This window comes from Nocardia sp. NPDC020380 (genome assembly GCF_044386975.1).
In the GTDB taxonomy this organism is placed as follows: Bacteria; Actinomycetota; Actinomycetes; order Mycobacteriales; family Mycobacteriaceae; genus Nocardia.
In genome coordinates, this window is record NZ_JBIRVQ010000005.1 from 416,860 (window position 1) to 436,100 (window position 19,241).

At 68.4% G+C, this 19,241-nt stretch carries 13 protein-coding genes; 2 read left to right on the top strand and 11 right to left on the bottom strand.

Annotation, left to right across the window (positions count from 1 at the left end):
* Nucleotides 1-393 precede the first annotated feature (393 nt).
* From ACH438_RS15955 to ACH438_RS15975, 5 genes are all read right to left on the bottom strand, one after another.
* Complete coding sequence (locus ACH438_RS15955) at nucleotides 394-1,104, bottom strand: type 1 glutamine amidotransferase (RefSeq protein WP_397005640.1); 711 nt, start codon at nucleotides 1,102-1,104, stop codon at nucleotides 394-396.
* A 70-nt stretch (nucleotides 1,105-1,174) separates the two neighbouring features.
* Nucleotides 1,175-2,407 (bottom strand): MurT ligase domain-containing protein, encoded by a 1,233-nt coding sequence (locus tag ACH438_RS15960; protein ID WP_397006037.1) that lies wholly within the window; start codon nucleotides 2,405-2,407, stop codon nucleotides 1,175-1,177.
* Nucleotides 2,408-2,572: 165 nt separating this feature from the next.
* Nucleotides 2,573-3,193, bottom strand: coding sequence for a pyridoxamine 5'-phosphate oxidase family protein (locus ACH438_RS15965; RefSeq protein WP_397005642.1), 621 nt, complete (start codon nucleotides 3,191-3,193; stop codon nucleotides 2,573-2,575).
* Nucleotides 3,194-3,252: 59 nt separating this feature from the next.
* Nucleotides 3,253-5,025 carry an FAD-dependent oxidoreductase gene (locus ACH438_RS15970; RefSeq protein ID WP_397005644.1) on the bottom strand — a complete coding sequence of 591 codons (1,773 nt, stop codon included), beginning with the start codon at nucleotides 5,023-5,025 and terminating at the stop codon, nucleotides 3,253-3,255.
* A 217-nt stretch (nucleotides 5,026-5,242) separates the two neighbouring features.
* A complete protein-coding gene (locus tag ACH438_RS15975; protein WP_397005646.1) occupies nucleotides 5,243-6,256 on the bottom strand; it encodes an EamA family transporter in 1,014 nt (337 codons plus the stop codon).
* A gap of 1,140 nt (nucleotides 6,257-7,396) precedes the next feature.
* Here ACH438_RS15975 and ACH438_RS15980 point away from each other — a divergent pair.
* Nucleotides 7,397-8,299 carry a LysR family transcriptional regulator gene (locus tag ACH438_RS15980; protein ID WP_397005648.1) on the top strand — a complete coding sequence of 301 codons (903 nt, stop codon included), beginning with the start codon at nucleotides 7,397-7,399 and terminating at the stop codon, nucleotides 8,297-8,299.
* A 61-nt stretch (nucleotides 8,300-8,360) separates the two neighbouring features.
* Here the strand turns inward: ACH438_RS15980 and ACH438_RS15985 are convergent, their stop codons facing one another.
* A complete protein-coding gene (locus tag ACH438_RS15985; protein WP_397005652.1) occupies nucleotides 8,361-8,795 on the bottom strand; it encodes an SRPBCC family protein in 435 nt (144 codons plus the stop codon).
* Between the two features lie 125 nt (nucleotides 8,796-8,920).
* Between ACH438_RS15985 and ACH438_RS15990 the strand changes: the two genes are divergently transcribed.
* Entirely contained in the window at nucleotides 8,921-9,910 is a 990-nt protein-coding gene (locus tag ACH438_RS15990; protein ID WP_397005654.1) for an LLM class F420-dependent oxidoreductase, read from the top strand.
* Between the two features lie 187 nt (nucleotides 9,911-10,097).
* Here ACH438_RS15990 and ACH438_RS15995 read toward each other — a convergent pair whose 3' ends face one another.
* The 5 genes from ACH438_RS15995 to ACH438_RS16015 form a co-directional block, all read right to left on the bottom strand.
* Nucleotides 10,098-11,942, bottom strand: coding sequence for an AAA family ATPase (locus ACH438_RS15995; protein ID WP_397005656.1), 1,845 nt, complete (start codon nucleotides 11,940-11,942; stop codon nucleotides 10,098-10,100).
* Nucleotides 11,943-12,164: 222 nt separating this feature from the next.
* Nucleotides 12,165-13,961: a 2-isopropylmalate synthase gene (gene leuA / locus ACH438_RS16000; protein WP_397005658.1), complete on the bottom strand. Its 1,797-nt coding sequence runs from the start codon at nucleotides 13,959-13,961 to the stop codon at nucleotides 12,165-12,167.
* 206 nt (nucleotides 13,962-14,167) lie between these two features.
* Nucleotides 14,168-15,148 (bottom strand): putative zinc-binding metallopeptidase, encoded by a 981-nt coding sequence (locus ACH438_RS16005; RefSeq protein ID WP_397005660.1) that lies wholly within the window; start codon nucleotides 15,146-15,148, stop codon nucleotides 14,168-14,170.
* A gap of 7 nt (nucleotides 15,149-15,155) precedes the next feature.
* Nucleotides 15,156-16,067 (bottom strand): transglutaminase N-terminal domain-containing protein, encoded by a 912-nt coding sequence (locus tag ACH438_RS16010; RefSeq protein WP_397005662.1) that lies wholly within the window; start codon nucleotides 16,065-16,067, stop codon nucleotides 15,156-15,158.
* Between the two features lie 70 nt (nucleotides 16,068-16,137).
* Complete coding sequence (locus ACH438_RS16015; RefSeq protein ID WP_397005664.1) at nucleotides 16,138-19,236, bottom strand: circularly permuted type 2 ATP-grasp protein; 3,099 nt, start codon at nucleotides 19,234-19,236, stop codon at nucleotides 16,138-16,140.
* Between the last annotated feature and the right edge of the window lie 5 nt (nucleotides 19,237-19,241).

A 19,241-nucleotide genomic window follows, 5' to 3' on the forward strand; every position in this document is an offset into this window, starting at 1 on the left:
GCCCCCGCCCACCCCTCAATAGGTTCGGCAAGATCGACGGCATGTCATGCCGAATCGCTATGTGTTGCGAGTCACCAACTCTCGTAACTCGCGGCTCCACCTCCCTGCGCCGGGGCAAGCCCCTGAAACCCCAACACCCGATCCGCGAGGGCCTGCCCTGAACCCGAACGCACGATCCTCGGCGGCTTGCCCTGAAATCCCGGCCCAGAGTCCTCTAGTGCCTGCCCTGGAACCCCAGCTGAACGCAAATCCCGGCGGTGGTGCCGGACTCGGCAGGCGGGGCCGCCGAACCTGCGGAGCCCCAGCCGAAAACAACGGCCGCGGCCCGAAATGGGCCGCGGCCGAAGGTGAAAGCTCGAAGTGTTCGTGAGGTGACCCGGAGGTGCTCGTGGCTCAGGCGCGGAGGCGTTCGCGGCGGAGTTGGTCTACTTCCGGAAGGTTCAGGGGGGGAAGGGAATCCACGCCGAGGGCTCGGGAGAGGAGCTGGTCGGCGAGTTCGGGGTTGCGGGCCAGGGCGGGGCCGTGCATGTAGGTGCCGATGACGGAGCCTTGGACTACGCCCTCGAGGTTGTCGCCTACGCCGTTGCCGACACCCTTGGTGACGCGGGCGAGGCCCGTGGCGTCGCCGCCGAGTTTGGTTCCGCCGCGGTGGTTTTCGAAGCCGGTCAGGGGCTGGGAGAGGCCGGGGATGATGGGGGTGGTGGCCACCTCGCCGATGGCGCGTTTCTCCTGGGGCGAGGTGGTGACGTCGATGAGGCCGACGCCGTCCACGCGTTCGCCGGTGGCGGTTTCGTACCAGTGGCCGAGGACCTGGATGGCGGCGCAGATGGCCAGGACGGGGACGCCGCGGGCGGCGGCCTCCTGCAGGCCCGGGTAGCGCTGCAGGTGGCGGGTGGCCAGGCGCTGCGCGGAATCCTCGGCGCCGCCGAGCGTGTAGAGGTCGAGGGAGTCCGGGACCGGGTCCTGCAGCGTGATGTCGACGATCTCGGCGTCGTAGCCGCGCATGCGCAGCCGCTGCCGCAGCACCAGTGCGTTGCCGCCGTCGCCGTAGGTGCCCATGACATCGGGCAGTACCAGGCCGATGCGGACAGTGGATTCGCTCATGCTGTGTCCTTTCGCGCGTGAACGGAGCCCTCCGTGGTTATGCTCCGCGGCCGCCTCCGGGCTTGACCGTTCACGCGGAGGTCGCCGCCTTCTCGTCGAGGTCCCGGTTCAGGTCGCGGAACGCGGTGTAGTTGGCGAGCACCTCCACCTGCCCGGCCGGGCAGGAGGCAATGGCGCGCAAGGGATCCGCGACCGTGGTGTGCTCGACACCCGCGTAGGTGAGGCGCACCGCGAGGTCCGTGGCCCGCTCCCCCGCGGCCACCACCTGGGTGCCCTCGAAGTGCTCGAAACGCACATCCCACAGCCAGGACAGGTCCTCGCCGTCCGGCACCTGGCCGTTGACCGCGATCACCAAACCCTTTGCGGCAGGGTCGATCATGGACAGCGCCTCCTGCCAGCCGGCCGGGTTCTTGGCCAGCAGCAGGCGGGTATTGCGGCCGCCCACCTCGACGGTGCGGTAGCGGCCCGCGATCTCGCGCACGGTCGCGGCGGCTTTCGCGGCAGCCTCGGGTCGCGCGCCGAGCGCGACCGCGGCGGCCACGGCCTGTGCGGCGTTACCGCGGTTGGCCCGACCCGGAAGCGCAAGGGCCAGCGGCAGTTCCAGGCCATCGGGCCCGTGCAGCGCGTGCTCGTCCACCCGCCACTGCGGTTCCGGACGCTGGAAGTCCGCGCCGGTGCTGTACCAGTGCTCGCCCTCCCACACGATCGGCTCACCGCTGCGCGGGCAGCTGGTGGCGTCCACCGACCAGCCGCTACCGGCCGACACCCACACCACATTCGGGTGGTCGTAGGCGATGGAGGTCACCAGCACGTCATCACAGTTGGCGATGAGCACGGCGCCCGGATGCCGCGCCATCCCGGCACGCAGGCGGCGCTCGATCATATTGATCTCACCCACCCGATCCAGCTGGTCGCGGGACAGATTGAGCAGCACGACCGCGGCCGGATTCAGCGCGTCGGCGACATGCGGCAGATGCAGTTCGTCCACCTCGATCGCGGCCAACTGCGCGGTGCGATTCGCGGTGAGCGCGGCCACGATTCCGGCATCCATATTGGCGCCGTCGGCCTGGGTGGCGACATCACCGAGCGTCTGCAGCGCGGCGGTGGTCATGCGGGTGGTGGTGGACTTGCCGTTGGTGCCGGTGATCAGCACCGTGCGACGCCCTCGGCCCAGCTGGGTCATGATCGTGGGATCGATCTTCAGCGCGATCAAGCCGCCGATCATGGATCCCTTGCCACGCCCGGCCGCCTGCGACGCCCGCGAGGCCGCCTTCGCCGCCACCAGCGCGAGTCGCCCGCGCATCGAGATGTCTGCCACGGGCTGAGCTTAATTTGCCCCTCCGCTTCGCTCAGGGGCGGGTTCGCGGCCCTAAGTCTCGATTCTTCCCTCCCTCCGCTCCTCCGCTTCGCTCCCCCGCTCCACTCAGTCCAGAATCGAGCCGGCCGCGAACCTCGAGCGAACTGTGAATCAGGTGTTGTAGAGCAGCTTCTCGTACACCTCGGAGTAGTAGTGCTCCAGCTGCTCGACCGATTCCTCGGTGGTCGGCTGCAATTCCTTCACCAGGTGCGCGTGCGGGGGCAGGTCGTTGTCCTCCCAGCGTTCCGGTTTCCACAGGTTGCTGCGCAGGAACGCCTTGGCGCAGTGGAAGAAGATCTGCTCGATCTCCACCTCGACGGCCAGGATCGGGCGGTGACCCTTCACGATCATGTCGTCGAAGTAAGGGGCGTCACGCACGAGTCTGGCGCGGCCGTTGATGCGCAAGGTCTCGCCGCGGCGCGGGATCAGGAACAGCACGCCGACATGCGGATTGCTCAGGATATTGAGGTAGCCGTCGGCGCGCCGGTTACCCGGGCGCTCCGGGATCGCGATGGTCGTGTCGTTCAGCACCTTCACGAAACCGGCCGGGTCGCCCTTCGGCGAGGCGTCGCAGTTCCCGTCGGTGTCACTGGTGGAGACGACGATGAACGGGGACAGGGAGATCCACTCACGGTCGCGCGGATGCAGCGCGACCCGCTCCTTGCTGACGGCGCGCGGGCCGGGCGCGCCGAGCAGCTCACGTAACTCTGCCGGGTCCGAGATCTCGTCCATGACTTCGATTCAACGCCTCCGGCAAGGATGCGCACCAGGGTTTTTATCGCACCGATGCCTTACGCGGGAGCGTCGAACATATTGGACTGACCCGACGCGTACCGGGCGATGTCGAGCTGCCGGAACGGTTCCAGCACCTCCGCGCGGTACAGCGTGAACAACTTGCAGCGCGCCGCGTTCGAACCGTCCACGTCCAGCAGTTTGTTGACCGCGGTGCGCGCGGCTTCGGAAGCACCCTCCATGGTGGCGAGGTCCACGTTGGTGCGTACGTAATCGGCTGCCAGGAAGAGATTTTCGAGATCCTGACCGTGCGTGTCCGGGCGCAGCGCCCAGGAGCCGGCGGTATTGATCAGCAGCGGATCGACATTGGTGTTGCGGCCCTGCTGGGCATCCCAGGTGACGCCGGTGTCCAGGAACCAGGAGTGCAGGTCGTCATCGCGCAGCAGGTTCTTGCGGGTGTCCAGATGCGCCTTCAACTGCGCCCACACCTCGCGGGAGATCTCGTCGTGCGTGCATTCCTTGGCGGGCTTGCCGTACAACATGCCCGGCGTGTTCCAGTCGGAGATATCCACCGACAGGCAGTCCTGGACGGTGCCGTCGCCCATGCCGGAGAACGGGGTGCGGTTCCAGAACTGGTTCTGCGCAATGGAAGTCAGCGACCACGGCGAATCCACGTAGGCGGTGTGACCGCGCGCGATATCGGTCTGCGACTTCAGATAGAACTGGATGCCGGTCATCCAGTCGACGGTGAGCTGGCTCATGCCCGCCAATTCCGGTCGCAGCGACAGGATTTCGGGCGTCCACAGGGTGCGGGCCACCTCCACCGGGACCGCGCACACGAAGTAGTCGGCGTCGACCGTCCGGGACGCGCCCGAGCCGTCCACGATCTGGGCGCCGGTAATGCGTTTGCCGGACAGTTCCAGGCCGCGCACCTCGGCATTGACGACCTGTACGCCCATGCCGTGCAGCAGATCGGCCCACGGTTGCAGCCAGGCGTCCGTGGTGGCGCCGTTCAGCAGGCGGTCAAGGGGGCCGTCATTACCGGTCTCCATCGGATTACCGAGGAATTGCTCACCCATATTGCCGATGGTCTTGGTGCTGGCCAGATTGTCCTTGGCCGCCACCAGGAGGGTGGTGAGCGTGCGCGAGAGCAGCATGCGGAATTCATTGGAACGATGGCCGGCGCCGACATAGTCACGCCAGGACACCTTGTCCCACTGATCGTCGCGGCGGGCGTCACAGCTGGTGTTGAACACCAGCAGCCGATTCGCGAAGTACAGGGCATCGACCTCACCCATCTTCGTCGAGGTCGAGATGGCCGAGCTCACGGTTTCCCGGAAGTCGTCGGGGGTCGCCCAGATCCGGCCGGCCTTGCCCATCGGAATGATGAGATCGTCGCCGCTGGTGCGGGAGAAACGCGCCTCGGGGGCGGCGACCAGGTTGTCCCAGACCCCGTTCGCATTGCCCGCGAACGGGATTCGCCGCATGGTGTCCGGAATATGATGATAGAAGCCGGGGAAGAAGCGGAAGCCGTGCTCTCCCCATAGGTCGGGGCGGCCGCCGGCGCCGGTACCCGGCACCGCGATGCTGCGCGCCTTGCCGCCCAGCGCCCGCCGTTCGTAAATGGTCACGTCATACCCGCGCTCGGCCAGTTCGTGCGCGGCGGTCATGCCCGCCACGCCACCGCCGAGCACCGCGACCTTACGGCCCGGATCGGCGCTCGCCCGGGACGGTTTCGCGGCCCCCGCCGCCACCGCCCCTGCCAGCGCTCCGGCCGCTACCGCACCACGCAGCACCGTCCGCCGCGTGACGGACATCCGCTGTCCTGCCATCCCGTTACCTCCCACGCCTGGACCGAATACTAAGGAGCTGTCGCAGACAGATGGTCGGTTGGGGTGGAAAACTTCGTGCCGAGGGCCCGGAACGAGGCGCGAATGCTGTCGCGAGGATTGCTCCGCGGCTCGGTGCGGACCTAGTGAAGCGCCCGCTGGGTCAGCGGGCGCTCACGAAAACGGTTGCGACAGTGTAGTTTCAGGCTAGGCGAGCTCGTCAGACCTCGACCGGCTGCGGCCGAGCGCCGAATGCGCGGGCCGCGTTCGCCGACGATTCACCATGCTCGCGGATTTCCGCCGCCTCCGGCGTGGCGTCTTCGCGACTCGCCGGAGCCGTCGTCCCGCCCGATCGACGCCCCGCCGCGGTGGCCGTGAACGCGCCCGCAATGACGATCACCGCACCCACCAGGGACAGCACCGACGGGACCTCGTGCAGGAACATCCAGGAGGCGGCGATGCCGACCACCGGCACCATCAACGACAGCGGCGCCACCGTGCCCGCCGCATAGCGGCTCATCAGATACGTCCACAGGCCCGAACCCGCGATCGTGCCCAGCAGCACGATGTAGGCCAGCGCCGCATACGCCGGCCAGCCGTGCACGGAGAACGAACTCGTCAGATCACGCCAGCCCGTAGTCGAGCCTTCGGTGAGGGCGGACAGCGCGAACATCGGCAGCGGCGGCACCACCGCCATCCACAGGGTCAGATGCAGCGGATTCACCCCCGGACCGGATTCCGCTGCGGCGAGCCGGGATCCGATATTGCCGAACGCCCAGCCCAGACCACCCAATATGGTCAGCAACAGCGGCAGCAGGGCGGCGTGATGCGCGCGGTCCCACCCGATCACCCCCATCCCCGCCATCGCCACCGCAATGCCCGCGAGCTGAATACCCCGCAGGCGTTCCCGCAGGAACAGCGCACCCAGCAGCACCGTGAACGGCGCCGACGCCTGCAACACCAGAGAGGACAGCCCGGTCGGCATCCCCTCCCGCATGGCCGTGAACAGGAAGGCGAACTGCAGAATCCCGAACCCGACCCCGTACAGCAGCAGCCACCGCCACGGCACCTGCGGCCGCGGCACGAAGATCAGCACCGGAATCGCGATCACCGCGAACCGCAGCCCCGCGAAGAAGAATGGCGGGAAATGCTCCAGCCCCACATGAATTGCCAGGAAGTTCAACCCCCACAGCACCACCACGGCGAGGCCGAGCAGTCGATCACGATTGGTCATGCCCACATACTGAGGACCACCAATAAGTAAGAACAATCGAATTGTTCTGCACAAACGATGTAGTACAACTTACCTATGCCCGACCCCGCCAGACCCAGCCCCACCCCACCACCCCCGCACACCCGCCCCCTCCCCGGCCTCCCCGGCCAACACCCCACCGAAACCCTCCCAGCCACCCCCACCCCCCGCACCCCACCCCCACCCCGCCGAGTCCGCCCAACCGCCTCACCCCAAACCCCCAGCCCCAACTCCGGCGAAGATCCAGCAAACCACATCAAGGCATTCGAGAACACATCGGAGCGCTCCGCGAACCCACCCGAGCGGACTCCCCGCCGCCACGAGGGCGCACCACACCGGCCCACCAATCCGAAAGCCCAGTCCACCAACGCATCCGAGGGCAGGTCGGAGCAACCTGGCGACGCACTCGCGAGCACCCCGGAGCGTCGTACCGACGACTCGGATAGCACCCCCCACGAGCCGGACGCCACACGCGGCGCAGACCCGAGCCCCAGCCTGCCGACCGCAGGGCTGCGCGCCCCGCAACCCCGGCGAGTGCGATCCAGATCCCCGAGGCCGCCTATTGTCACAGCCGCACCGGAAGTCCCCAGCGACCTGGCGAGCGCCACGGCAGCCGTAAACAGCCCTGCCGCAATGGAAATGCCCATTGTCGATCTCGACGCCATGGCGGGGATCGATGGTGTAGCAGCAGCGCTCCCCGCCATCGACCGCCATGGAAACCCCGCCGTCGGCGCCGAAACCGTTGCGCCCCTCGGCGAAACCATGGGTCCACACGGCCGAATCCCGGCACCTCAGCCCAAGATGACAACATCCGCCGACGAGGTCGCAACGCCTCCCGGTGAGGCCCGTGCGCAACGGGAAGCTACTGCCGCGGCGATGAGCAACGCCGCAGCATCACGCGAAAACATTGCGCCACACTCCGAGGAGACTGCGGGCCCGGTCGCCGAAATCGTGAGCCCGGCGGGCGGGGGAACGGGCTCGGCGGGTAGAGCAGCGGATCGGGCGGGTGATGCTGGGGGGCCGGTTGGGGACCGCGTTGTGTTGCTCGACGAAATCGATGAGGTGCCAGGGGAATCGGCGACTGTTGAAGCGAAGGCGGTTGGGCGGGTTGGTGGGGCGCTCATGTCGGTCGAGAGGTTGCGGGTGCTCAGGGAGTTGGCGGATCGGGGGACGGTGGCGGCGGTGGCGGAGGCGCTTTCTATGACGCCTTCGGCGGTTTCGCAGCAGTTGAAGGTTTTGGCGCGGGAGGCGGGGGTGGCGTTGCTGGAGCCGGACGGGCGGCGGGTGCGGCTAACCGATGCGGGGCGGGCGTTGGTGGTGCGGGCGGATGAGGTGCTGGCGGCTATGGAGCGGGCGGCTACGGAGATGGCTTCTTATCGGGGGTCGCCTCGGGGGCAGGTGCGGGTGGCGTTGTTTCCTTCGGGGGCGGCGTTGTTGCTGCCTCGGGTGCTGGCCGAATTGGCGGGGAGTGGGGTGGAAGTCGTTGCGCGGGATGAGGATGTGCCTTCTTCCGAGGTGCCTCGGTTGCTGGCTGATTACGATGTGGTGCTGACTCATCGGGACGAGCGGTCGCTGTCGATCACGGGGCCTCGGGTTGCGTCGCGGTTGCTGATGCGGGAGCCGATCGATGTGGCGGTGGCGGCCGGGCATCGGCTGGCGAGCAAGGGCGCGGTGGTGCCGGGGGAGCTTGCCGATGAGACCTGGATCAGTGTGCGGAGCGGGTTTCCGGTGGACGATGTGCTGCGGTCGATTGCCACGATCACCGGTGTGCAGCCACGGATTGCGCAGCGGCTCAGCGAGTTCAGTGTGATCGAAGCGCTGGTGGCTTCCGGGTACGGCGTCGCGCTCATGCCCCGGCATGCCGTCCGGCACCCGGACCTGGTGATGCTGCGCTTGGCCGGCGTTCGCGCGGCGCGCGTCTACGACTTGGCCACTCGGCCGCACGCCGAGAAGCGGCCGGCCGTTGCCGCGGTTCTCGCGGCGTTCCGGTCTGCCGCGGAGCGCGCTACCGCCGAGCCGTCCTGAACCGGCCTGCCCTCTGCCGGAACCCGGCCAGTCCGCTGCCGGTTACCGTCCTGACCTGCGATCAGTCCTGTGCCAGGTAGTTCTTCAGGTTGGTCAGGACCAGGTTCCAGGTGCGCTCGGACTCGGTGACCTCGCCGACGCTGCGATTGCCGCTCTGGCGGATGGTGACCGTGGTGCCCTCGGGCGCGGGTTCGAGCAGGTAGCTGACGGTGTGGTAGTTCTCCGGCAGGTCGGGGAGGCCGGTGAGCGGGCTGTAGTGGGTCATGGTGACCTGGTGGGGTGGGTCGAATGCGAGGATGCTTCCGTGGTCGCGGTAGGTCTTGCCCTGCCATTCCCCCTGGAACACGATGGTTCCGCCGACCGTCCAGTCGGTGATCACCTGGGTGCCGAAGAAGTAGTGGCAGATCTCGGCCGGATCGGTCAGGGCCGTCCAGACTCGTTTCGCATCCTGCTCGACGACGATCGACGCGATCGCATCCGGGGCGGTTGCAGTCATGGCATTCCTCGGTTCACTGGCTGAGGCCAGACACTGGATGTGCCGAGTCTACGACTCACCGTCCACGACTCGCGGCGAGTTTCGGAGGTTGACTTGGAGCGCACTCCAAGTCATAGCGTTGCGGCATGAGCATTCGCCTCGGATACCAAATGCCCAACTTCAGCTACGGTGTCGCGCCCAAGGACCTGTTCCCGGCGGTCATTGCGCAGGCACGCGAGGCGGAGGCGGCGGGGTTCGACGCCGCGTTCGTCATGGACCACTTCTACCAGTTGCCGGTGATCGGCGAGCCGAACGAACCCATGCTGGAGGCGTACACCGCGCTGTCCGGCCTGGCCGCCTCCACCGAGCGAATCCAATTGTCCGCCTTGGTGACCGGGAACACCTACCGGAATCCGGCGCTCACCGCCAAGACCGTCACCACCCTGGACATGGTGAGCCGCGGGCGGGCCGTGCTGGGCATCGGCGCGGGCTGGTTCGAGCTCGAACATCAGGCCTACGGCTTCGAATTCGGCACCTTCACCGAACGTTTCGAGCGGCTGGAGGAGGCGCTGCAGATCATCACGCCCATGCTGCGCGGGCAGCGCTCCACCTTCGACGGCAAGTGGTACCACACCAACGACGCCATGAACGAGCCGCGCGTGCGCGACGACCTGCCGATCCTGCTCGGTGGCGGCGGCGAGAAGAAGACCTTCGGCATGGCGGCGCGGTTCGCCGATCACCTCAACATCATCTGCAACGCCTCGGAACTCCCGCGCAAGCTGGATGCCCTGCACGCCCGCTGCGACGAGGTGGGCCGCGACCCGAAGACCCTGGAAACCAGCTTCCTGGCCTTCGTCATCGTCGACGAGGACGGTGACCGCGCCCGCAAGGCGCAGGCCGAAATCCTTGCCCGCCAAGGCATCACCGACCTGTCGGCGCTCCCGACGGAATCCCTCCGCCGGACCATCGCCGACCGCCAGTTCGCCGGCACCCCCGACCAGGTCGCCGAGCAGATCCAGACCCGCGTCCTGGACCAGGGCATCGACGGCATCATCGTCAACCTGGTCACCAACGGCCACGAGTCCGGCACCGTCGAACTCGCCGGCCGCGCCCTCTCCCCCCTGGTCCACGCCTGACCGAAGCAGTGAACATCCCCCGCAGCGGTGCGGCTGCGGGGGATGCGGGCTGGGAGGTAGGAGTGGCGAACCGCGCGAGCATCCAGCCCCTGAGCTGCAGCGCAACCCCGAGCGGCGGCACCGCCCACTCCCGGTGAACGACGCAGCCCCGCGGCTTCTGCTGCGGGGCTGCGTTTTTCGTTACGGGTCAGTGCTGGGGCGGGAAGCCCTGGTGCTGCTGGGCGTGGTAGCCGAAATCGTCGGCGACCATGGCGGCCAGTTCCAGGAGGGCGCGGCGGGTGGGTTTCGAGACCAGTTCCAGGTCGATCTCGGCGCCTTCCGCGAGGTGGTCGTCGAAGGGGACGACCTGGACGGCGCGGGTGCGGTCCAGGAACAGTTTACGGAGCTGGTCCAGGTCCACCGTGGAGGAACCCTTGCGGGAGGCGTTGACCACCACCACGGTTCGTTCCACCAGCTTGTGGTAGCCGTGATGGTCCAGCCAGTCCAGCGTCGCCGACGCACTGCGCGCACCGTCGATGGCGGGCGAGGTAACCAGCACCAGCGAGCTCGCCATATCCAGCACACCGGCCATGGCCGAATGCATCAGACCGGTACCGCAGTCGGTGAGGATGATGTTGTAGAACTGCTGCAGGATGCCGATCGCCTTGCGGTAATCGGCCTCCGAGAAGGCCTCCGACACCGCCGGATCCTGCTCGGAGGCAAGCACTTCCAGCCGACTCGGCGCCTGCGAGGTGTGCGCGCGCACGTCCGAGTAGCGGCTGATGTGGTTGTCCTCCAGCAGATTCCGCACCGTGGAGCGGGTCTGCCGGGGCACGCGATGCGCCAGCGTACCGAGGTCCGGATTGGCGTCGATCGCGATCACCCGGTCACCGCGCAGCGACGCGAAGGTGGAGCCCAGACCGACCGTGGTGGTGGTCTTTCCGACACCGCCCTTCAGCGACAGGATCGCGATCCGATAGTCGCCGCGCACCGGCTGATTGACCCGATCCACCAGCTGCGAGTAGACGATATCCGCCGACGACTCACCCGGATTGATGGCGCCACCCGACACCTTGTGCACGGCCCGCCGCCACCCGCTACGCGGCGCACGACGCGCCCGCTTCAACAGGTTCAGGTCATTGACCGAATGCCCGGGAGGCGGAGGCTGCTGCCCGAACCCGCCCGGCTGATATCCGGGCTGCTGCGGAAAGCCCGGCTGCTGCGGAAAACCTTGCGGCGGCTGCCCGTTCCAGCCCGGCGGCGGCCCCTGCTGCGGGCCTTGCTGCTGCTGCGGCGCCGCGGGCGGCGGCGACCAGCTGTAGATGGGCCCGCCCGGCTGATCATTGGACGGCGCGAACTGCCCCGGCTGCCCGGGCCCGCCGAAGTGCCCCTGCTCGGGACCCGGCTGATCGCCCTGCTGCTCCGGGAACACGCGCCGGACCATGCCGTCGCTGCCGATCTCCTGCCGGATCTCGCCGTACGGGGTCTCGTCCCGCACTTCACCGTAGGGTCCGGGCGCCTGAAACGCCCCGGGCGCACCGGGATTCGGCGGCGGCGCGAACTGGCCGCCGTCCGGCATCTGGAAGTTGCCGGTGGGCGGGAACCCGGGCTGCCCCGGGAACGGGCCGTTGGGCCCCGGCGCGGCGAACGGCCCGTCCTGCGGCCCGCCCGGATACGGCGAACCGTACGGTCCCTGCGGCGCAAAGGGATTCGGCCCGTCACCGGGTGCGAACGGATGCGGTCCGGGGCCACCCGGCGCGAACGGATTCGGTCCCTCGCCCGGTCCGGCGTAGGGCGGAAAGCCCGGCTGCCCGGGTTGACCGGCGAAGGGCGGCGTACCGTCCGGGTTGAAGACGGTCGTCTGATCGATCGAATCCGGCACCGGCGGGAAGAACCCGGCCACCTGCTCCTCGGAGTCGGCTCCGTCCTTCGGTGCGGTGTGGCCGTCCGCGGCCGCCGCGGCGTCGGCCTCCGCCGCCTTGACGGCGTCGTCGGCCTCACCCGGCGTGCCCGTTCCGGGCTGCGCGGTCGAATTCTGATCTTTCGTGGTCACGTGTCCCCCATCTGCTCGACAGCTCGAACAGAGAGCTCGGCGCTAATGCGTCCCAACGCTAGCAGGGGAACCCGGCCTTCTCGAACGCGACAACTGATTTCGTGAGGGCCGGGTAACTCCCCGGGGACGTCCAGAATGGTTTCGGCACCCGACCGCATGCCCGCATGCGAGACGGGCAGCGGCTCTCAGCCGCGCGCTGAAGTCGCGGAGAGGCGGGACAGCTCAGCGCGCCGCGCGGTTGACCGCGGACACCACGGCCCGCAGCGAAGCGGTGGTGATGGAGGTCGCGATGCCGACGCCCCAGGTGACCTTGTCGCCGAACGCGACCTCGACGTAGGAGGCGGCCTGCGCGTCGTCGCCGGCGGACATGGCGTGCTCGCTGTAGTCCAGGATGCGGACGTCGTAGCCGATGGTGGCCAGGGCGTCGATGAACGCGGCGAGCGGGCCGTTGCCCTCACCGGAGATCTCCTGCTCGACACCCTCGACCTTGACGACCGCCTCGATGTGGTCGACGCCGCCGTCCAGTTCGGACGCGGTGACCTTCTGGCGCATGCGCTCCAGCGGCAGGATCGGGGTCAGGTACTCCTCGGAGAAGACATCCCACATCTCCTTCGGGGTGACCTCGCCGCCCTCACCGTCGGTGATGCGCTGGATGGCCTGCGAGAACTCGATCTGCAGCCGGCGCGGCAGCACCAGGCCGTGATCGGTCTTCATGATGTAGGCGACGCCGCCCTTGCCGGACTGCGAGTTCACCCGGATGACGGCCTCGTAGGTGCGGCCGACGTCCTTCGGGTCGATGGGCAGGTACGGGACCTCCCAGGTGATGTCGGCGACGTCCTCGCCCGCGGCGTCGGCCGTGGCCTTCATGGCGTCCAGGCCCTTGTTGATGGCGTCCTGGTGCGAGCCGGAGAAGGCGGTGTACACCAGGTCGCCGCCGTACGGGTGGCGTTCCGCGACGGGCAGCTGGTTGCAGTATTCGACCGTGCGGCGGATCTCGTCGATATTGCTGAAGTCGATCTGCGGGTCCACGCCGCGGGAGAACAGGTTCATGCCCAGCGTCACCAGGCAGACATTGCCGGTGCGCTCGCCATTGCCGAACAGACAGCCCTCGATGCGGTCCGCGCCGGCCTGGTAGCCCAATTCGGCTGCGGCGACGGCGGTTCCGCGGTCGTTGTGCGGGTGCAGCGACAGCACGATGGAGTCGCGGCGGGCCAGGTTGCGGTGCATCCACTCGATGGAGTCGGCGTACACGTTGGGCGTGGCCATCTCGACGGTGGCGGGCAGGTTGATGATCAGCGGCTTGGCCGGGGTCGGCTGGATGATCTCCGAGACCGCGTCGCACACCTCGCGGGCGTAGTCCAGTTCGGTGCCGGTGTAGGACTCCGGGCTGTACTCGTAGCGCCAGTTGGTGTCGGGGTACCGCTGCTCGACCTCCAGGCACAGGGTGGCGGCGTCGGTGGCGATCTTCTTGACGGCCGCGCGGTCCGCGCGGAACACCACGCGCCGCTGCAGGATCGAGGTCGAGTTGTAGAAGTGCACGATCACGTGCGGTGCGCCGTTGCAGGCCTCGAAGGTGCGCTCGATCAGCTCGGGCCGGCACTGGGTCAGCACCTGGATGGTGACGTCGTCGGGAACCGCGCCGTCCTCGATGATCTCGCGGACGAAATCGAAGTCGGTCTGCGAGGCGGACGGGAAGCCGACCTCGATCTCCTTGTAGCCCATGCGAACCAGCAGATCGAACATGCGGCGCTTGCGGGCGGGGCTCATCGGGTCGATCAGGGCCTGATTGCCGTCACGCAGGTCGACGGCGCACCAGGCGGGCGCCCGGTCGATGATCTTGTCCGGCCAGGTGCGGTCGGGCACCGAGATGGGCTCGACCTCATCGGCGAACGGCCGATACCGGAAGGTCGGCATGGAAGAGTTCTTCTGCTTGTTCCAGGCCGGCTGATCGGCGGGAGCAGGCTTGGCCGGCACGGTGATGGTGCGGGTACCGGATACGAATGCGTCAGCAGGGGACATGGCGATTTATCTCCGAAGGTGTGGCTGGATCCCAGGGTGTGGGTAGACCGGCACGACGAACACCCGCGACGGGAGCCGGTCCGTATCAGAACCCGTCGCGGCGGCCGAGGAGAAGAAGTGCCCGCTGCATGATGTCCACGAGTTTACAGGTCCGAAATAGATGACCGTGATTCGGGGAGGCGGGGGCCACACTCCGAGTGTGGCATCTACCGCGCGGCCGCCGCGCAGAGTTCGTGGATGACGCGCATTTTGTCGAGAACCGGGCCCGCCAGCACGAAGGGATACAGATCCGGATGGCCCATGGCGCGATTCATCATGTTGAGCGCCCATGCCAGCGGCAGCCAGAGCTCGATGATGCGATCGAACCCGGCCCGACCCGGCTGCGCGCTGTCCAGCGTCGCCCCGGCGGGCGCGAAACCGAAAGCGGCCGCGGTGTCGAGGGTGTCGCGGATGTGCAGGTAGTGGGCGAAGGTCTCGGCCCAATCCTCGGCGGGATGCATGGTCGCGTACGAGGAGACGTGCGTCGACTCCCAGCCCGGCGGCGGGCCTTCGGCGTAGTGGCGGTCGAGCGCCGCCTGGTAGTCGAGATCCGGATCACCGAAGAGTTCGGAGCAGCGGTCCCGGTCGGCTGGGGTGACCAGGATCGGGAAGTAGTAGTGCCCGATCTCGTGCCGGAAGTGGCCGAGCAGCGTGCGGTACGGCTCGGCCATCTCGACACGCAGCTGTTCGCGGTGCACATCGTCGCCCTCGGCCAGGTCGAGGGTGATGACGCCGTTGTCGTGGCCGGTGAAGACCTGTTCGCGGGCGCTGGCGAGGAGGTCGAAGGTGAGGCCGTGGTCCGGATCGGCGTCGCGGCCGGTCAGGGGCAGGCCGAGTTCGGAGAGTTCCAGGATCAGGCGGCGTTTGGCGGCCTCGGCGTCGGCGAAGGCGGCCAGCCACTTGTCGTCCTGGTCGGCCGGGCGGGTGCGGGTGAGGCGGCAGGATTCGCACAGGTCCGCGGTGTCCGTCGCGGATACCAACCAGTTGCATTGAGCCACTTGCAGGTTGGCGCACGGACGATACTCGCCGTCGGAGATCACCAGCGCGCGCTCGGGCAGGCTGAAACCGAGCGGGCTACGGCAATGCAGGCACAGAGAGTTCTCGAAGGCCAGCTGCTGGCCGCATTCGGAGCAGTGGAAGTCGCGCATGGGACGGCTATACCTCCGCCGCGGCCACATCAATCGGGGAAGTATCGACCGGGGCCACATCCACCGACACCGTGATCGTGCTCTCCTTCGCGTCGGTGTAGATGATGCCGCGCAACGGCGGCACATCCGCGTAGTCGCGACCCCAGGCCAGGGTCACGTAGCGCTCGTTGGCGAACTGATCGTTGGTCGGGTCGAAACCGAGCCAGCGGCCCGGCCCGCCTGTGGGCAGCCAGACCGCCGCCCAGGCGTGGGTGGCGTCCGCGCCGACTATGCGCGGCTTACCGGGCGGCGGGTCCGTCGCGAGATAACCGGAGACATAGCGCGCGGCCAGACCCTGGGAACGCAGGCACGCGATGGCGAGGCGGGCGAAATCCTGGCATACACCCTTCCGGGCGGCGAAAACGTCGGCGACGCTGGTGCTGACCGTGGTCGAACCGGACTTGTAGGTGAAGTCGGTGTAGATCCGGGACGTCAGTTCGGTGACCGCCTCCGGCAGCGGACGACCCGGCGGAAAGGATTCGGCGGCATACGCCGCGACCTCGGGAATGATCTCCGGCGGATTCAGGTCGAGGGTGAATTCCACTGCGAGGGGACCGTTTCCGGAATACGGGCGGGCCTGCTCCCACGGGGTCGCGGCGCCCGGCACGGCCGGGGCAGCCACCTCGACCACCGATTCACCGGTCACCTCCAGCCGCCGATGTTCCGATGTCACATGGAAATACAGGGTGGTATTGCCGTAGACATCGGTGCCGACCGACCGATCCGACGGCACCGGATCCACATGCACCTCATGGGACAGCAGACGCTGACCCGGGAACTCGCGCGGCGTCAGGAACGCCCGGCCGTACGAGCTGGTGACCGTATCCGAATACACGTAGATGGTGCGGTGCAGCACCCGATAACGCCGCGGCTCGCTCATGCTGCCCCCATCCGGGATGAGCAGGGGGCCTGCGTGGTTACGCAAGCTCCCGCCTCCGGCCCCTGACTGCTCATCCCACCACCCGGGTGGAACCCCACAGCGGCTGGATCTCGCCCGGCGCCGCCAGCCTGGTGGCCTCGAAGGATTCGGAGATCTTGCGCAGCCGCAGGTTCACGCCGTCCAGCAGTTCGGCCAGTTCGGTGCGACGGCCCTCGGCGTCCGTGGTCTCCAGATCGGCGGGATCGACGCGGCGCAGCATGCGCTGGGCATCGGTCAAGAGTCGTTGCGGCCGAGACGATCCCGAGGCGGCGGGCAGGACGCTCAGATCGGCTTCCAGACGATCCAGCTGGTAGGCGAGAGAGCGGGGATTGTGCTCGTCGAACAGCAGCAACCCGGCCAGCGCGGTGATACTCACCGAATCCCGGTGCCGGCGGCGATAACTCACCGACGACACCGTGGCCTGCAACACCGCCTCCGTCACCACCCGGCCGACCTCCTCCGGATAGGACTCGGTGAACGCCGCCGCCAGCAAAGAAGTCAACGCCAGCGCCCGCTCCACCCGCCGCCCGATATCCATCACATGCCAGCCACTGTCCCGCACAGTCGATTCCGCATCGATCCCCGCCAGCGACAGCAACGCCGCCAGCGTCCGCGAATGCACCGCCGCCAGCGCCGCCCCCCGATCCCCGCGCCCGCCCCGATACTCCGACAACGCCCGATCGATCGCCCCCAGCACCATCCACGTGTCCTGCGACAACTGATCCCGCACCGCCCGAGCCGCTTTCGCATACCGCTCCACCGCGAACGCCAGCGACCCGGGCAACTCCCGATCGATCGTCAGCGACACCAGATACTCGTGATCCCGCCGCGAAGCCCCCGGCAACGCAATCGGCACCGTCGGCTCATCGGAGTACTCCCGCCGCACCGGCTTCACCTCACCGGCAGCCACAGCGGCCGCCTCGGCGGCACTGTCGGACCGGCCACCGAATCCCTCCGCTCGGCCACCACCACCCTGACTTTGGCCACCACTGCCCTGGCTCTGGCTCTGGCCACCACTGCCCTGGCTCTGGCTCTGGCCACCACTGCCTTGACTCTGGCCACCACCATGGACCTGGCGACCGCTGCTCTGGCTCTGACTTTGGTCATGACTGCCCTCGCTCGCGGTCTGGCTCCCGGCGCTCGGGCTCGCGGTCAGGTCACTGCCACTTCGGCTCTGTCCGACCGGGTCCTGGGTTTGGCTCTGGCCGCCGGCGGACTGGGTCTGACCAGTGCTGCTTTGGGTCTGGGCCGACAGGGCGGCAGCGGCTGCTTCCGACTGGCGTCGGCGGCGGGCGGGGGAAAGTGGTTGGGTTGCGGGGCGTTTCGGGGCGGGGGGTGTGGAGCCGGTCATGCGGGAGAGGGCGGTGATGAGGATGGGCATGGCTTCGGCGCCGTCCAGCCAGGGGCGGTAGCGGTAGTCCTGGTAGCGGTCGTGGATGGCGGAGAGGAGGCGGACCGTGGCCTCGGCGCGTTCGCCGTAGCGGCCCAGCCAGAAGAGGTCGTCGAGGACGCGGGGGGAGCTGATCACGTCCAGGGCCGGGCGGGCGGGGGCGCGGCGGACGCGTTCCTCGACCACCTCGACCGCGGGGACGGGGGTGGGGGCGGCGCGGACCCAGACATCCTTGGCGGCGGCTTCGCCGATCATGCCGTCGGGACCGCCACGCTGATGCGACTGGCCTAGGCCGCCGGCCATGATGCGATAGCCGACACGGCCGGCGAGGGAGAAGAGGCGCAGGGCTACGGGGGCGGCGTCCAGGCCGCCCGAGCCCGCGACGGCCGGGGCGACCGAGAAGCGGGCGGGCTCCTGGCCCACCCATTTCCAGCCTTCGGCGGCGATGCGGTCCCGCCATTCCGCGCGCTGGGCGCGCGTCAGCAGCGGGCCGAAAACGGTTTCGTTGTTCACCGTGGAGCGCAGGATGAGGCGGGGCAGGTTGGTGGTGAGGTGGGTGCGTTCCAGTTCATCGCCACCCCAATAGGACTGCACGCCAGGCAGTTTCAAGTCCTCGTCGAGCAAGGCGCGGGACAGCCTCGGGAGGAAGGCGGCCAGCCCGGGGCTTTCCAGCAATCCACTGCCGAGCGTGTTGACCACGGAGACCGCGCCGCGCCGCAGCACTTCCACCAGCCCGACCACACCGAGTCGCGAATCCGGGCGCAGGTCCAGCGGATCCGAGAATTCGGCGTCCACGCGCCGCAACACCACATCGACCCGTTCGAGGGTGCCGAGTGACCGCATCCACAGCCGCCCGTCCCGCACCACCAGATCCGCGCTCTCCACCAGCGGGAAGCCCAGCACGGACGCCAAATGCGCTTGATCGAAGGCGGTTTCGGAATGCACGCCCGGGCTGAGCACCACCACCACGGGTTCCTCATCGGCGGTGCGCGGCGCGGATTCCACCAGCATCAGCCGCATGGCCCGCACAAACGGATTGAGCGGCCGGGGGCTGGCCAGTTCGAAGGCCTCGGGGATGGCCGCGGACACCACGCGCCGATCCGCCAGCGCATACCCCGCACCGGACGGCGCCTGCGCCCAATCCGCCAGCACCCGGAATCCGCCGTCGCCCCACCGGCTCACATCGCAGGCGTGCAGGAACAGCTGATGCCGCCCCGGCAGCGTGATCCCGTGCGCGGCCCGCACATATCCGGTGTGCCCGAACACGATCTGCGGTGGCAGCAGCCCGGAAGTCAGCGTGCGGCGCGGCCCGTACACATCGGCCAGGATCCTGTCCAGCAATCGGGAACGCTGCACCACACCGGTTTCCAGTTCCGCCCAGTCGTCATCGGAGACGAGCAGCGGGATCGGATCCAGCCGCCACGGTGCGGGCGCCGCGGGCTGGGTGGCGTCGGTGAGTTCGGTGTAGGTGATGCCGTCGTCCTCGATGAGACGCCGCACCCGGCTGTCTATGCGCTGCAGCCCCTCCCGTCCCTGGTCCAGGAAGTCCGCGGACAGGTCGGCCCACATGCTGCGCAATTGCCCGTCGCGGTCGGCGAGTTCGTCGTAGTAGCCGCCGGTGGGCAGCCCGCAGGCGTCGAAGCCACCCGTATCGGCCGCGGCGGCACGATATTTCGCGAATTCCTCGAGGACCTCACGCCGGGCGGCGAGGGTGGTCCAACGTCCGGCTGGATCGGTCATGGCGC